Raw genomic sequence first — 15176 nt, 5'->3', positions numbered from 1 at the left:
ATATTATCAGTTTTTTATTAATATTATTATCTATTGTATCAATTAATTATTTCAAAAGTACCATTTTTTCTACAGCTGTAGCACTTCCTTTGCATTTTTCTTGATTTTGACTTTTTGCAAATATCTTAAAAATATACGTACCTTTTGCAACTGTAGCCCCAAAATCATCTCTTCCGTCCCATTCTATAGCCTGACGAGGGGTTCTAAAGCCTTGTAGGAACGGTTCAGCAACTACCGGTTGAGATAAAGTTCTTACTAATCTTCCGGTTATTGTGTAGATCTGTACATTCACATCCAAAATATCATCACAGTTATGTTCAAACTGAATATACGTTTTATTGGTGAAAGGATTTGGCCAGTTCAGAGGACGGTTTATGGTCAAATGTTGGTCAGACTCATCCTTAACCTCAAAATTTAACGTAGTAGTTGTTGAATTATTGTTTATATCCCAAACTTTAAATGTCAATTGATGTTGTCCAATAGCAAGATTTCTGAAAGGGTAGGTTACATTCCCTTTTTGATAGTCAGCAAGACTTGGGTTTAAACATCCGTTTCCTTCACCTGAAGCATAGAAATCATTTAAAATAACAGTATTGATAATCTGACCATCCAGGTATACCGTAATATCATGGCCTATCCCTGATCCTGTAGAGTTGATTCCCGTATCATCCGTAAGACATGCTAGCAACATAGGGTTTTGGTTGGTGATTCCACCATCTGCAAAGTTCGTGTTATTCATATATAACTTTACTTTTGGTGGTTGATTGTCATTGACTCCGTTAGGGTTAATGTCACCTACCTGTACAGACTGGTTGTTGAATACATCCATTACCTTATTATCAGCATATCCCAATAGTCTTCCTTCTCCTACGGCATAATTAATATCCTTTGGAACATAGAATTCTGCTGTAAATACACCGTTTACTGCCATTCCGGAAGCCTTTACAATAGCACTTCCTTCTTCTGTGTACGATAATATCGGTGATAGTGACCCGTTGTTATTCAGGGTCTTTTTATTTAATCTTTTATCAAAAATATTGATGGAAACTCTACCATTAAATGTATTGTTCAGGGTTCCGTTAGGATTATTGATATGTCCTTTGATTTTCACAAAGTCTAATCCTCTGATTAATCCCGGAACAGGAGTTTCAATATTATCAATCGCTAATAATCTTTGAGGCCTGCTTAATTTCATTGCAGGGTCACCCAGGAAATTTACCCTTAGGTGGTTGGCATTGGCTCCTTTTTCTTTTCTTGCATTTAAGTGTGCATACCCTAGAGTATTAAACTCATCACTTGTTAGCTTGAATATATTTCTAGTGAAAACATCGGTGAAGTCACGCCCGTAATCTACTCCAATGGCACGGCTGGAAGTAATCATAGAAGCCGGACCTCCTTGTTTAAGCTTCATGAACTGCTCTCCTGCAGAATTTGTTGCAGGTTCATCCCATAATGTAAATTCACATGTTATAGTAGATACAAGCGGGAATCTGCTGTATACATTAGAGAAGTTATTGGAGTTCTGGATCTCAGTACTTGTTAATACTCTTTCCTGTGCCCAACCGTTGATTCCTCCATGTCCGAAATAAAACAGATAAAGACTGTTTCCTATACTATTAGATATAGCCTGGTTTACCTGTGGATATCTTGGTCCTCCTGATGTACTTTGAATCGTAAAGGCATCCTGATATAATTTTTTGACATTATATTCCTTAAGCGTTTGCACGCCTGGTTGCTCAAAAAGACCAGATAATGTATTGTTCATTACATTATGGAAAGGTCCTCCGCCTTCTCCATTATCATCCACTACGAAGTCAAGTCGCATACGCCACTCTCCAAAAGGACTGGATTGCCCCGGAAGTGAATTATAATAAGCCAGGGTTTTGTCAATCATGTTCCCTGCTTCCGTTATATTGGCTGCCGGAATTCTACCTACAGGAAGATCCGGTAAATTATGTTCAACAAATAAGGTTGTTTGTGGCTGAGTCATTACAATATAGTCATCCGTAACGAATGAAGCTATATAATCTGAAGAGTGTTCACTCTGATAAGAAGTAACAACATTGGTGTTATTGGGAACTCTGTTTTTATAATCATAGGAAGTGTCTCCCAGAATAAATACATACTTAAGTCTTCCGGCAGGAGTGTTTAACTTAGTAACGAAATCCCTTACAGCTGTAAGATCTTTGCTTCCGTTCCCGAATTCTTCATAGATCTTGTTTACATCTACAATTTCTACCTTATAGTTATTCTTTGTCTGATGATAATTAGCAAGTCTTTGTGCCTGCCCCATCATTTCAGGTACAGTAAGGATCAGATAATCTATTGCCTGCAATGCAGAAAGATTTTGATTAGAAATTCTCCCTACAAACTGTGGCGTGAAAGCCGCATCAGCGCGAAAAGCCACAAATTCATTATTGAAGTTCTGGTCCGCAGCAATATAAGCAAAGTTAAAAGATCCTGCCCCCGCTTTATTTACTCTTCTGTTAACATTCGTAATGTCTGTCACATCCCATACCTGTTCCAGACTGGATGCGTTGGAAACACTAAAACCATAGTTTGTACTACTTCCACTTAAAAGAGAATAATCCCTAAAGTTCATCTGAGTACCATTAAATGCTAGATTCTCCTTATACTGTACTTCAACATAATCAAGGTAGAATGTTCCGTTAGGGTTTTTAGCAATGTTCGGATTATATTTAAAGGTAAGCTGGTTTCCTGTCTGGTTGGTTGTTGTTCCAGAATATAGCATCGGGAAGAAAGTATACTGATAGCTACTGGTATCGGTAGCGACAGTTTGAGTAGACGGAGGCAGATCATTGAGTTTAATCTCAATGGAGTTCTGTTGGGACCTGAAACCTATTACTCGCGTTCTATACCTTATCACGTCATTAGCCTGAATAGGAGAATTGGTAGTAAGGGTGATTACCTTTTCAGAGCTGAAAGGAGAATCTTCTACCCACGTTCTTCCTACTTTTAAGAGGTTTTTCTGATCATTGTTGATGACCTGGTAGTTGTCATATCTTGTAATCAGTTGGGGAGGGAGAGTACCGTCAATGGCCTGAACTCTTTTTCCCATGCCTTTATCAAAGTTGATATAATAATATGAAAAATCATCATATATATTTTTTACATTGTTGCTGGTGTCAGATCTTGTCTCTTTTCTCTTAATACCATTTCCATTGGAAGTATCATAAAGATTATATCCATCCGGGCCCTGTGCATAGAAAAGAGCGTAGTCACTATCATTCCATACCCCGTCATCTTCACCTACTACCTGAATCGCATTTTCTTGTAATGAACTGTATCTTGGATCTTGATTAAACTCAGGAAGCATATTTCCTCCATTTCCGTAAATTCTCATGTTTCTTGGATTTACAGAAGATGGATTAATTCCATTATCTCTTAAAAATTGTGCTGTAACTTTAAATACTCCGGACTTGTCAACTTTTATTTTGTAAAAGTTACCACTCGCCAATGAATTACCGGCTGTTCCTATTTTATTAACACCTCCTGAAGTATTCAATGGAGTAGAAGCTTCTGCAACATTAAAGGAAGATAGTCTTTGGATACGTCCTTTTACATTTTTAAATAAAGCCACATTAATACTTGCATATCTTTCCCCATCTAATGTATAATAAACAATATCTGAAATGTCGTGATCAGGAAGGCTGGTTTTGTCTAATTCAAATAAATCCTGGTTGGAAACACTTTCCCAGGTAAGGTCTGAAATCTTTAGCTGGTTTTCTCCTATTTTTTGCTTAGTTACTATAAAAACATTATTTTGGCTGAAAGAAAAACCTTCATTTTTGAAATTGGGAAGATTTAATTTTGTGTCACCAAAATCCTGAATTTTGGAACCATTCCATTCTATAGTGTTTCTTTGAGCGTAAAGTGCTGATGTGAAAGCGATTAAGGATAAAAGCGTTATTTTTCGTCTCATGTTTATTATTGAAATTGCTAAATTACAAAATAAATCAAAAATTTAGAATTAAATTATGATACAATAAAATTAAATTGTTAACGTTTTTCAAAAAAATCAAATCTTTATTTGATTTATTGAATAATTTATTTTTTCTTTGTACTCTTGAAAATATTTATATCGACTATGAAAAAACTAAAGTTGTTTTCATTAATAGCATTAAGTTCTACACTTGCATTAACCAGTTGTGGCGGGTCCGGAACCAGCAAAGGTGGTGGTACCAAAAAATTTGTCAGTAAAACGGGTTGGAAGCCAAACGAAAAACAGGGTTGGTTTTTTGCAGGAAAGCAACAGAAGCAGAAGGGTTGGCCGGGAATGGTATATGTAGAAGGTGGAACTTTTACAATGGGATTAGTGAAAGATGATGTTATGCACGATTGGAATAACACACCGCGAAGAATGCAGGTGAGTTCATTCTTTGTCGGAGAAACTGAGATTACTAACTACGAATACCGCGAATACCTTACATGGTTGAAGTATGTATTCCCTCCAAGTGACCCAAGTTTTAAGGAAATCTATAACGGTGCTTTGCCAGATACCTTATTATGGGACAACAAACTAGCTAGAAACGATTATAATGAGACCTATCTACGTTCTCCGGAATTCGATTACTATCCGGTTGTAGGTGTTTCTTGGACTCAGGCAAACAGATACTGTGAATGGCTTACAGACAGAGCGAATGAAAAAGCTTTGATGCAAGCAGGTGTTATTGCTAAAGATTTGTATATCAACGAATCTAATAACCAAGGAGGTACTGCATTTAACATGGATAAATTCAAAGCGAATGATCCTGAAATGCAAGGGTATATCAACGAAAAAAGAATGCAGCAAAAATCTGGTATGAAAACAACCAACCAGAGATTATTATCTGCAAACAGAGCTCCAAACTCTGCAATGGTTCAAAAATTCAGACTTCCAACAGAAGTTGAATGGGAATATGCAGCGCTTGGTATGGCTAAGAACAGAGAATACAACCAATACCTAGGTAAGAAACCTGAAATTGAAAAATTAAGAGGTACCAAAGGAAAAGAGAGAGGAATGTTCCTTGAAAACTTTAAAATGGGTAAAGGTGACTATTCTGGTATCGCAGGATGGAAAAACGATGGATCTGCACAAACTTCAGACGTAAGACAATATCCATCTAACGACCTAGGAATCTATGGTATGTATGGTAACGTTGCAGAATGGACTGCCGATGTGTACAGACCAATCATTGATGAAGATTACAATGACTTCAATTACTACAGAGGAAATATGCCTCAGGCTATTGTAAGAAACGGAGACGGAACTTACAAAATGGTAGATGAAGGGACTATTAAATATGATACATTAGCTGACGGAAGACTAGTATATAAAGGACTTCCTGGGCAATTCGAAAGAGAAACAATTGCTGACTACAGAAACTATAGAGATGGAGACAGACAGTCTTCTCTAGAGTACTATAGAGCTTCAGATTCTACTTCTGGATTCGATATGTATAATGCTCCTAAGAAAAGCTTTGTTGTAGATGCTAGTGGTAGAGTGAAAATGCAGAAAGATGGCAAGGATAGAACTTCTGGAATTTCTAACGAAGTTAGAGTTGTAAAAGGAGGATCTTGGCAAGATACAGCATATTGGCTGGATCCGGGACAAAGAAGATATAAAAATCAAGGTAAGGCTTATGGTTGGATTGGTTTCCGTGTTGCACAGGATGCTAGAACTAACGAAAAAGCTAGAACTAGAAGATAATATTTATCAAAAAAAATACTTAAAAAAAACCTTCCGGATTTTCGGAAGGTTTTTTATTTTTGAACTATGAATATAGAACAATTTTATCCTTTATTTTTGAAGGCCGATAAAGTAACAATCGATAGCAGAAAAATAGGCAAAAATGATATCTTTTTTGCTTTCTCCGGTGATAACTTTAATGCTGCAACATTGGCAGAAAAAGCCATTGATGAGGGTGCCCTGGCTGTAATTGTTGAACAATCTGAATTTGAAAATAAAGCAAGGAATATTTTCTATGTTCCATCTACCCTTGAATTCCTGCAGCAATTGGCTCTCCATCATAGAAGCTTGCTTAAGATTCCTTTTATTGGGCTTACAGGAAGCAATGGTAAGACTACCACCAAGGAACTGATCCACGCTGTTCTTTCAGAAAAATTTAATGTACAATATACTTCAGGGAATCTGAATAATCATATTGGAGTTCCTCTTACCATTCTTTCCATCAAGTCGGAACATGAAATGGCTGTGATTGAAATGGGAGCGAATCATCAAAAAGAAATAGAATTCCTGTGTACAATTTCAAAACCTGATTTTGGATATATTACGAACTTTGGGAAAGCTCACCTGGAAGGGTTTGGAGGTTTCGAGGGAGTGATTAAAGGAAAGTCTGAGCTTTATACTTACCTTAAAGAGAACCATCAAACTATTGTGGTTAATGAAAATGATCCGATTCAGGTTGAGAAAACAGAGGGTTATTCTCCTATAATTACATTTGGAAAAGAAAGTGCAGACTATAATTTCGAAGCATTTTCAGAGGATCATTTTGTAGGATTGATCTATCAGGGTGAAAAAGCGGTGTCAAAACTGACTGGAGAATATAACTTTACCAATCTTTGTGCTGCGGCCAGCCTTGGTCTTCATTTCGGAATCAGCTTTGAAGAAATAAAGCATGCTGTGGAACAGTATACACCAACAAATATGCGTTCGCAGGTTGTAAAGAAAGAAGAGAGAACATTAGTTTTGGATACGTATAATGCCAACCCAAGTTCGATGACTGCCTCTTTGAATAATTTCATCACTTTTGAGGGTAGTAAAACTATTATTATTGGTGATATGCTGGAATTGGGTGCCGAGAGTGAAAAAGAGCATCAGAATATCCTTAATCTGGCTCAGGAGCTTGAATTTAACGAAATTATTACAGTAGGAAAATACTTTAAGGCAATCAATCCGTCAGATCTTGCTTTTGAAAGTACAGCTGCTTTGATTGAATACCTTCAACAACATAAAATTCAATCAGAAAATATATTGTTGAAAGGATCAAGAGGAATAGCTCTGGAAAAGGTAATAGAATTTATTTAGCCTTTGAATCCCAGAACTCCTTTACAATAAGTTTAATATTCTGGAATGTGCTTGGGAAAACTTCATCTTTAATCTGAGTGATGTTTTTCCAGGCAACTTCAGTAATTCCTTCCTCTATCTGTGGTTTTGAAGTATCTTCTCCATCAAAATTCATTTCAAACCAGTGGGTGCATTTCAGGATTTTATCACCATTTCTTTCTATATAGATATGATAGGTAGTATTAATGAATTCTGCAAGCTCTACATCTACCAATCCGGTTTCTTCTTCAATTTCCCTTATGGCAGACTCTTCTCTGGATTCTCCTTTCTCCATTTTTCCTTTCGGAAGATCCCATTTACCCAGTCTTTTGATGAAAAGAATTTCTCCCTTAGGATTATTCACAAGGCCGCCTGCAGCTTCTATAATTCTGAATAGCTTTTGGAACTCTTGCCAGATCTCATCAATATTCTCTCCAAAAACATTAAGTTCCTTTACAGAAGTGTTCTCCAGAAGATCCAATGCAATCTCTAAAGTCGTGAAACTTTCATACTCAAGGTTTTTTTCAAGTTCCTCGGAATGCTTAGATATTAATAATTTTTTTTCGTTTACAAAAATTTTATACATTTCTAATATTTATTGAGGTATTGATAATCAGTAAATTGGGTTTTGTAAAGATGTGAAAATATGGCGGTATTCCGACATGTTTTATTTTCTCTTCGCTACAATATATTCGCAAATATATAAAATAAAGCACAATATGTTCTGCTTAAGAGCTTTATTTTTACGTTCTATTGCGGGCTTTAGGAACATTTATATTATCAATCAGCATTCTCCTGATTATCCGTTCTTTCAATCTTATAATATAATACATCTTCATTAATCATAAAATGATAAGTAAGATGATCATCCGTATTGAAAGAGGCCATATAGGTATCTAAATCATCTATATTTTGACTTTGCAAAAATTTGATGGCTTCATTGTAGTCTTTGAACTTATTTTTCTGTCCCAGAACAACCACATTTATTTCAACCAGCTTTAATTTATCTGAGTAGTATTTTACAATAGTATACCAGTTTTTACTTGTATATTGTTTGTCTAGTTTGTTTCCACTATAAAAAGTAATATAACCTACCGAATCATTATCTTCTGTTTCATGAAAGGAGAGATAGTAGTACTTGTTAATCTGAACAGACTTGGTACTTATTCCAAAAGAGTCATCTTCAATCTTCTTTTTTTGCTTGAAGCTTTTCAGTACATTATGTATAGGAGCGCCTATTTTAGATTTATATTTTTCTACATCAAGATAGGTTTGTGAAAAGGTGTACACAGGAATAAAAAGCAAGAGAGTAATTAAAAATTTATATAGGCTTCTGTTTTTTTTCATGATTGAGTTGAATTGTTGGCTATTATTTAGTTTTTTAAGTTTCTCAGGATGCTTAGGTAGTAATAATTTTTTTTCGTTCAAAAAACTTTATACATTTGTAAGAAGTAAGAAACTAAAAACAAAAATAAAAAATGAATTTAGAAGGACGAAAAATTATTGTCAATAAATCATCTAAAGAGCTATCGGAATTATTGAAAACGCCTGAAAATTACAAAGATTTTATGCCAGACGGTCTTCAAAAATTTGAAACAAAAGATAATGGCTTTAAGTTTGGGCTACAAGGGATGCCGGAAATTGCATTGAAAATAGATGAAGTAACTGACCAAAAAGCTATTTTGAAGTCTGCAAGCTCAAGCTTGGATTTTTCATTAACAGCAACTTTAAATCCTATCAATGAGAACCAGACTGAAGTTCAGATGTTGTTTGAAGGGAAGTTTAATCCATTTATCAAAATGATGGTAGAAAAACCATTACAGAACTTTATCAATACGTTGACAGATAAGATCGAAGCTTATAAATAATAAATAAAAAACCTTCATGAAAATGAAGGTTTTTTTATGCTGTCAATTGTATTGTTATGCAATTACTCCTGAGCTGTGGTCGGAAGTACTTCCTGTGGCTGAAGATAAGATATTTATCTCGTTATTTATTTTTAAAACACCCATGAATGCAAAGATCAGAGCTTCCTTATAATCAATGATCTCCTTTTCAGGGATGATTACCTCAGATTTTGTTTTTGCCTTTATTTTTTCTATTAAAAAGGTGTTATAGGCGCCTCCTCCGGTTATCAGTATATCCTTAATATTATTTTTATTGATGGTATTTGAAATTTGCTGGGCAATATGTTCTGTAAAAGTAGCAAGTGCCTCTAATGGTTCTATGTTTTCAAGCAATGGCAAAACATGTTGATTGCACCATTCTATACCTAATGATTTGGGATGAGATTGTTGATAAAAGTCTAAAGAATTAAGTTGATCAAGTAAGCTTTCACTTATTTTTCCTTTTCTGGCAAGATCACCATTTTCATCAAAACCTTTATTGAGCTGTCTGGCTAAAGTATTCAGAATAATATTAACGGGAGCAATGTCAAAGGCAATTCTTTTACCATTGTTTTGTAGGGAGATATTTGAAAATCCACCCAGATTAAGGCATGCATCATAATCTGAAAAAAGCAGCTCATCACCAATAGGTACCAAAGGTGCTCCATTCCCTTTCATCAAAACATCCTGGCTTCTGAAATCGTAGATAACAGGTAAATTAGTTTCCAGTTTAATAGCTCTGCCATCTCCGATCTGAAGCGTAAATTTTCTTTGAGGCTGATGAAAAACTGTATGACCATGAGATGAAATCATGTCGATGCCTTCAAGCTGATGTCTTTCAATAAATTCCTTAACCTGCTGTCCCAAATAGAAACCATACTCCGAATGGAGTTCCAATAGGTCTTCCCCGGAAAAATAAATGGAGTTTCTAAGTTTGTTCTCCCAATCAGTAGAATAGGGCAGGGTATTGGCATTTAGGATTTCAAAGGTCCACCTGTCTTGCTTCTTAAACTCTACAAGACAAATATCCAAGCCATCCAGACTTGTTCCGGACATAAGCCCGATAACCCGGAATTTCATGATTATGGAGTTGTTTTTTTATTCTCAGAAAGTCTTTTTGAACTGAAATCTCCTGAGTTATTATAAAATGTATATTCAGAAAAGTCATCCTTGGCGGTCATCCCATTGGCTCCTACTAAAGTAGAACCATCTTCCATGGTTACATATACCGTATCTTTAGTATAGATCCTGTTTTTCTTTTGATCCCAATAAATACTCTGCATGGCAAATCTTTGCCCTTCATTGGTCTTGATCCTTACATCACCTTTTGCTTCGTAGAATTTTTTATATTCAAAAATACGGGCGTACTTGGCTGTAATTCTTCCCGGAACCTTAGGTTTTTTCTTATCAAAGAATTCAATATCTATACCTTTTCTGGCCACTACATAGGGACTGTCTATCAGTTCATATTTTTCGATAAGTGCGGCCTTGGCTTTTAGGACTACAAAACCCGAATCACGTTGTACGATATTGGCATTATTAATGATCTGTGATGGGAAGTTCTTGCTTTTGCTCCCTTTATTTTTGGTAAGATCCTCCTCACAGGATATCAATATAAAAAATATAGCACAACTAAAAAGGCATGCTATATTTTTATATACTATTTTTTTTGAAAAGTTCATTCTAGTTATAAAGGGACTTTCTGAACCATTTATCAGCAAAGTTGAAACCGATTTTTAGGTTGATAAAGTTCTGGTTGATAAGATTATCATTAAGAGTTCCTCTTTTACCTACTTCTACCCCAATCTCAAGACCACTCATTCTTGTAATACTACTGTTTTTGAATGGAAGCATTACACCAGCGGAAACACCAAACTTATTGATGCTGTTCCCCTCTAATTTCAGATTTCCTCTTTCATAGAAAGCTCCATATCTATAAATTACCCTTGAGAAATAACTTCTGAAGTTATTATAGTTAGGTAAGTACCATCCTCCGGCAGAAATTCTATAAGTATCCTGGAAGTCAAATGTTCTACCAAAATAAGCAATATCTTCACCTTTTTTATAGTCAACCTGTCCGGAAACAAACCAATGGTTATCACTTCCATATCCTACCCCTACAGAAGCCTGTAATGGAAGTAGGTTTTTAGATTTTGTATCTTGTTGTTCCAAGATCTTTTCATCAACTTTAGTTCCTGCAGCATCTGCATATCTGTAGGTACTGTTGATGTATTCGGTAGTCATATTGCTGGTGTTCCCGAAAGTAGCCGTAGCACCTATCGTTAACTTTTTATCAGTACGAGTATTTAACTTCTGGTAGCTGGTACCCAATGTAAAGTTAAAGTTTCTAACTCTGTTTTTCGTTTCATACCCATTGATGTACTCAGAATATGAAGTACGAAATTCATTAAGGTCATACAAATCTCCAAAATAAAGATTGGCTCTTGCCCCTACAGCGAATTCCTGATTAATTTTATAAGAAACGGCAACTGCTGCAGTGTTCAACGTACCACTTCCTTTAAAGGCGTTATAGTATGTAGTACCGCTCTTTGTAACTTCCTCGGTTGCTATATCATAACTTTTTGAACTATACGGCTGATAGGAAATCCCCATTTTTACCCTTGAAGAGATAGGAAATGCCAAAGCAATATTAGAAAGGTAAGTTGAATGCTTTGTAGATTTCATATCGTTATAATTCGATTTGAAATAATTGTTTTCGTTGGTTGCCTCCAGTTTTATACTTGTAAGCTCGAAATTAGTGTTGTTTGCAGGGTTTGCAAAGTTGAAACTACTTGTAAAGTCACTTATATAAGCAGTAGATATACCTCCCATGGAAGCAGTTTCGATCGTATTATCATATTTTACATCTCCAATTCCATATGTTGCGTAAGGCGAGTTGCTTAGACTCTGTGCATTAAGGAAATATCCAACCGATATGAATGATACTACAAAGATTTTTTTCATTCTTTATTTTTAAAACAATGCGCAAATATCTTAAATATTAATGAATTGTAAAAATTATATGTGGTTAAAGTTTGTTAAGGGCCTTTCTTTAAGAGAAAAATGCAATTTTTTATTCATAAAAATAATAATTCTATTATAGCAAAAAGACCGTTTATAATCCTATAACGGTCTTTTTTAAGCAGCGGGGCTTATATAATTATTTCACCTGAAGAACAGACCGGCTATGGCTAAAACTTTCAAAACTGAATTTTCCGTGATATTTTCCCATTCCTGAAGTTCCTACACCTCCAAAAGGCAAATAATGAGAACCTACATGAATAATAGTGCTGTTGATTTCTGCATCACCACTTGTTGTATGGCTTAAAATATAATCTGCAAATTCCTGATCTTCTGTAAAAACGTATAAAGCCAATGGTTTAGGGCGGTTATTAATTTCTTCCAGAGCCTCATTAATGTCATGATAAGTCATAATAGGAAGAATAGGCCCAAAAATTTCCTGTTGCATTACCTTATCATCCCAGGTTATATTATCCATTAAAGTTGCTTCAAAATGACGGGTTTCAAGATTGTAGTTTCCTCCATAGATTACTTTTTCAGGAGCTGCTTCCAGATAGCCCGCCAGATTCTTAATCTGATTCTGACTCACGATCTTTCCTATTTTTCCTAGGGATTCATCATTGTAAACGTTTTTTAAATGAGCCTTGAACTTTTCAATAAAAATATTTTTTACAGACTCATGAATATAAATATAGTCAGGAGCAACGCATGTTTGCCCGCAGTTAATCCATTTTCCGTAAGATATTCTTTCTACTGCCTTATCAAGGTCTGCATCTTGGTGAACAATAGTAGGTGATTTTCCTCCAAGCTCCAAAGCCAAAGGAATCAATTGTTCAGCAGCAGCTTTCATTACAATTTTCCCCACATTCGGACTTCCTGTAAAGAAGATATAATCAAAAGGAAGGCTTAATAATAATGTATTTTCTTCAATAGCTCCCTGAATCACCGTTACATAAGACTCTTCAAAAGACTCTTTCACAATTTTTTCCAGGATTTTGGCAACATGAGGAGTATTTTCTGATGGCTTTAAGATAGCAGTATTACCCGCAATCAAAGCTCCGATTAATGGGCTGAAAGTTAATTGAACAGGGTAGTTGAATGGTCCGATGATGTAATTCACTCCATACGGTTCATACATGATCTTACTTATGACTTCGGCTCCGGATGGATGTGGTTTTGAGGGTACAGGTGTAGGTTTTGCCCATTCATCTATATTTTCCAGAAAATAATCAAGCTCACTTATCACAATTTGAATTTCTACATATTCAGCTTCTTTTCGGCTTTTCCCCAAATCTATGGACAAAGCTTCACAAAGAGCATCTGTATGATTTAAAAAGACCTCACGAAATTTTCTTAACTGGGTCTTTCTGAATTCTATATCTTTTGTTTGATTGGTTTTGAAAAATGCTTTCTGTTGCTGAAAAACCTCTCTTATTTTCTGTTCGGATTCTTTATTCATTTTTAATTTATTTTGATGATTAAAATTGGCTGAATTCTTACTGTTAAGTTAAATTAAAATTAGCATTGCAAATGTATTTCCAAAAATTAAATTGCACACAATTTAATTTCAAATTTATTCTAATTAAATTATTGATGTTTCCTATAATTAGGTTTGGGATATCCTAAAATAGACATAATAGGATTTTATGACAGATTAAACAGACTTAATTTTATAAATTGAAATAAGATTTTTTATCTTTGGAACATGAATTGGGAGAACATCGCCGGACAGGAGAACCTGAAAAAACTTCTTAGAGAAAGCATCACCGAAAACAGAGTGAGCCATGCCCAACTTTTTGTAGGAAAAGAGGGCTACGGAACATTACCCATTGTTTTGGCCTATGCGAAAGAAATTTTGAACCAGGAAAATGAGCATGCTGCTTCAAAAGTAGAGCACCTTAACCATCTTGACCTTCACTTTAGTTTTCCGGTTTTTACGGACAACAAAAATTCATTAAGCAAAAATAAATTTGAAGAGTTTAGGGAAATGATTTTAGCATCTCCCTATGCGAGCTATGATGACTGGACGGCCTTTTTGGAGTCCGAAAACAAGCAGCTTTTCATCTCAGCAGATGAGATAGATGACCAGAATCAAAAATTTGCTCTAAAAAGCTTTGAGGGCGGAACCAAAATGCTTATTGTCTGGAGAGCTGACAAAATGAATGTAGCTGCCTCCAACAAGTTTCTAAAGTTTTTGGAAGAGCCACCGGCAAAAACCATCATTCTCCTTACTGCAGAAAATACCAATGATATTCTTCCCACAATTCTTTCCAGAACCCAGATTGTAGAAGTTCCGAGAATTAATGACGAAGACATTGAGAATTATTTAAAAAAGAACTTTTCTGTTTCTGATGAAAAAATAAGAGAGATTGTTCATGAAGCACAGGGAAATCTGAATGAAGCTATAAAACTGCTGAATTCAGGAGATAAAAGCAATGAGTTTGAAAAACTATTTGTACAGTGGGTTCGTGATGCTTTTATGGTAAAAAAGAAACCTGAATACCTCAGAAGCATTATTGTATGGGCAAGAGAAATTGCCGGCTGGAACAGAGAAAAACAAAAGAATTTTTTAAACTACTGTTCTGAAATTTTCAGATTAGCTCTTCTTCAGAACTATCAGTCAGAAAATTTGGTATATAAAAAGATTAATGCCAATGGATTCAACTGGGCCGGTTTTTCAAAATTCATTAGTGGGGCCAATATTGAAAGTATTCTGGAAGAAATCAATACTGCAGATCTGCATCTTACCAGAAATGGAAATCCTAAAATAGTATGGACTGATCTTGGTATAAAACTATCGAGATATATTCATAAAAGCACATAATAAAAAACTCCGGGTAATTCCGGAGTTTTATTTTTTGTAGCGTATAGTAATTTTAAGCCGCCTTTTTTTCCTTTACGGTCTTTTTATCTTTTGCTTTTGGAGTATTTTCTGCTGTCTTCATCTTTGCATCACAGCCTTTATGGTGAGCATCAGAACATGCTTTTTTATCTTTCACAGAGCATTCTTTCTTATCTTTTCCTGCACAACATCCGCTTTCTTTAGGTTTTTCCTGCGCATAAGTAAATGCAAATAAACCGATGGCCAGAACTGAGATTATTTTTTTCATGATCTAAAATTTTTAAAGTCGATAAAAATAATAATTTTTTTGAATTGTTTTGAAATATTTAAACAATCTTTGAAATCGTATTCATTATTTCTT

The 15176-nt window shown here is 35.1% G+C and carries 11 protein-coding genes and 1 pseudogene; 4 read left to right on the top strand and 8 right to left on the bottom strand.

Annotated elements, in window-relative coordinates; all coding sequences use genetic code 11:
• Positions 1 to 46 precede the first annotated feature (46 nt).
• Positions 47 to 3943 (bottom strand): type IX secretion system sortase PorU, encoded by a 3897-nt coding sequence (gene porU, locus C1638_RS04645; RefSeq protein ID WP_109618623.1) that lies wholly within the window; start codon positions 3941 to 3943, stop codon positions 47 to 49.
• A 165-nt stretch (positions 3944 to 4108) separates the two neighbouring features.
• Between porU and gldJ the strand changes: the two genes are divergently transcribed.
• Positions 4109 to 5710 (top strand): gliding motility lipoprotein GldJ, encoded by a 1602-nt coding sequence (gldJ, locus tag C1638_RS04640; protein WP_109618621.1) that lies wholly within the window; start codon positions 4109 to 4111, stop codon positions 5708 to 5710.
• A 66-nt stretch (positions 5711 to 5776) separates the two neighbouring features.
• A complete protein-coding gene (locus tag C1638_RS04635; protein WP_109618619.1) occupies positions 5777 to 7048 on the top strand; it encodes a UDP-N-acetylmuramoyl-tripeptide--D-alanyl-D-alanine ligase in 1272 nt (423 codons plus the stop codon).
• On the opposite strand, the gene C1638_RS04630 is transcribed toward C1638_RS04635, so the two are convergent.
• Together C1638_RS04630 and C1638_RS04625 are read right to left on the bottom strand one after the other, a co-directional pair.
• Positions 7041 to 7652, bottom strand: a complete 612-nt coding sequence (locus tag C1638_RS04630; RefSeq protein WP_109618617.1) for an NUDIX hydrolase — start codon at positions 7650 to 7652, stop codon at positions 7041 to 7043. The genes C1638_RS04635 and C1638_RS04630 overlap by 8 nt on opposite strands.
• 194 nt (positions 7653 to 7846) lie before the next feature.
• A complete protein-coding gene (locus tag C1638_RS04625) occupies positions 7847 to 8413 on the bottom strand; it encodes a hypothetical protein (protein ID WP_123838336.1) in 567 nt (188 codons plus the stop codon).
• A 131-nt stretch (positions 8414 to 8544) separates the two neighbouring features.
• On the opposite strand from C1638_RS04625, the gene C1638_RS04620 reads away from it, so the two are divergent.
• A complete protein-coding gene (locus C1638_RS04620; protein WP_076352325.1) occupies positions 8545 to 8934 on the top strand; it encodes an orotate phosphoribosyltransferase in 390 nt (129 codons plus the stop codon).
• Positions 8935 to 8988: 54 nt separating this feature from the next.
• Here the strand turns inward: C1638_RS04620 and C1638_RS04615 are convergent, their stop codons facing one another.
• From C1638_RS04615 to mdlD, 4 genes and pseudogenes are all read right to left on the bottom strand, one after another.
• Positions 8989 to 10032 (bottom strand): anhydro-N-acetylmuramic acid kinase, encoded by a 1044-nt coding sequence (locus C1638_RS04615; protein ID WP_109618613.1) that lies wholly within the window; start codon positions 10030 to 10032, stop codon positions 8989 to 8991.
• Between the two features lie 2 nt (positions 10033 to 10034).
• Positions 10035 to 10634 (bottom strand): LPS export ABC transporter periplasmic protein LptC, encoded by a 600-nt coding sequence (gene lptC / locus C1638_RS04610; RefSeq protein ID WP_109618611.1) that lies wholly within the window; start codon positions 10632 to 10634, stop codon positions 10035 to 10037.
• Position 10635: 1 nt separating this feature from the next.
• The gene (gene bamG, locus C1638_RS04605; RefSeq protein ID WP_109618609.1) at positions 10636 to 11916 is read right to left on the bottom strand and encodes a BamG family beta-barrel-assembly machinery protein; all 1281 of its coding nucleotides are present in this window, start codon (positions 11914 to 11916) and stop codon (positions 10636 to 10638) included.
• A gap of 196 nt (positions 11917 to 12112) precedes the next feature.
• Positions 12113 to 13438 (bottom strand): annotated as a pseudogene (mdlD, locus tag C1638_RS04600) (NAD(P)-dependent benzaldehyde dehydrogenase MdlD); the annotation flags it as partial.
• Positions 13439 to 13678: 240 nt separating this feature from the next.
• Between mdlD and C1638_RS04595 the strand changes: the two are divergent.
• Positions 13679 to 14797, top strand: coding sequence for a DNA polymerase III subunit (locus C1638_RS04595; protein ID WP_109618605.1), 1119 nt, complete (start codon positions 13679 to 13681; stop codon positions 14795 to 14797).
• Positions 14798 to 14849: 52 nt separating this feature from the next.
• On the opposite strand, the gene C1638_RS04590 is transcribed toward C1638_RS04595, so the two are convergent.
• The gene (locus C1638_RS04590; RefSeq protein ID WP_109618603.1) at positions 14850 to 15083 is read right to left on the bottom strand and encodes a hypothetical protein; all 234 of its coding nucleotides are present in this window, start codon (positions 15081 to 15083) and stop codon (positions 14850 to 14852) included.
• Positions 15084 to 15176: the final 93 nt, after the last annotated feature.

Origin of the sequence: Chryseobacterium oncorhynchi, assembly GCF_002899895.1 — a bacterium.
GTDB lineage: Bacteria > Bacteroidota > Bacteroidia > Flavobacteriales > Weeksellaceae > Chryseobacterium > Chryseobacterium oncorhynchi.
The sequence above is the reverse complement of the archived record's forward strand: the minus strand, read 5'-3'. Positions and strand labels throughout refer to the sequence as shown.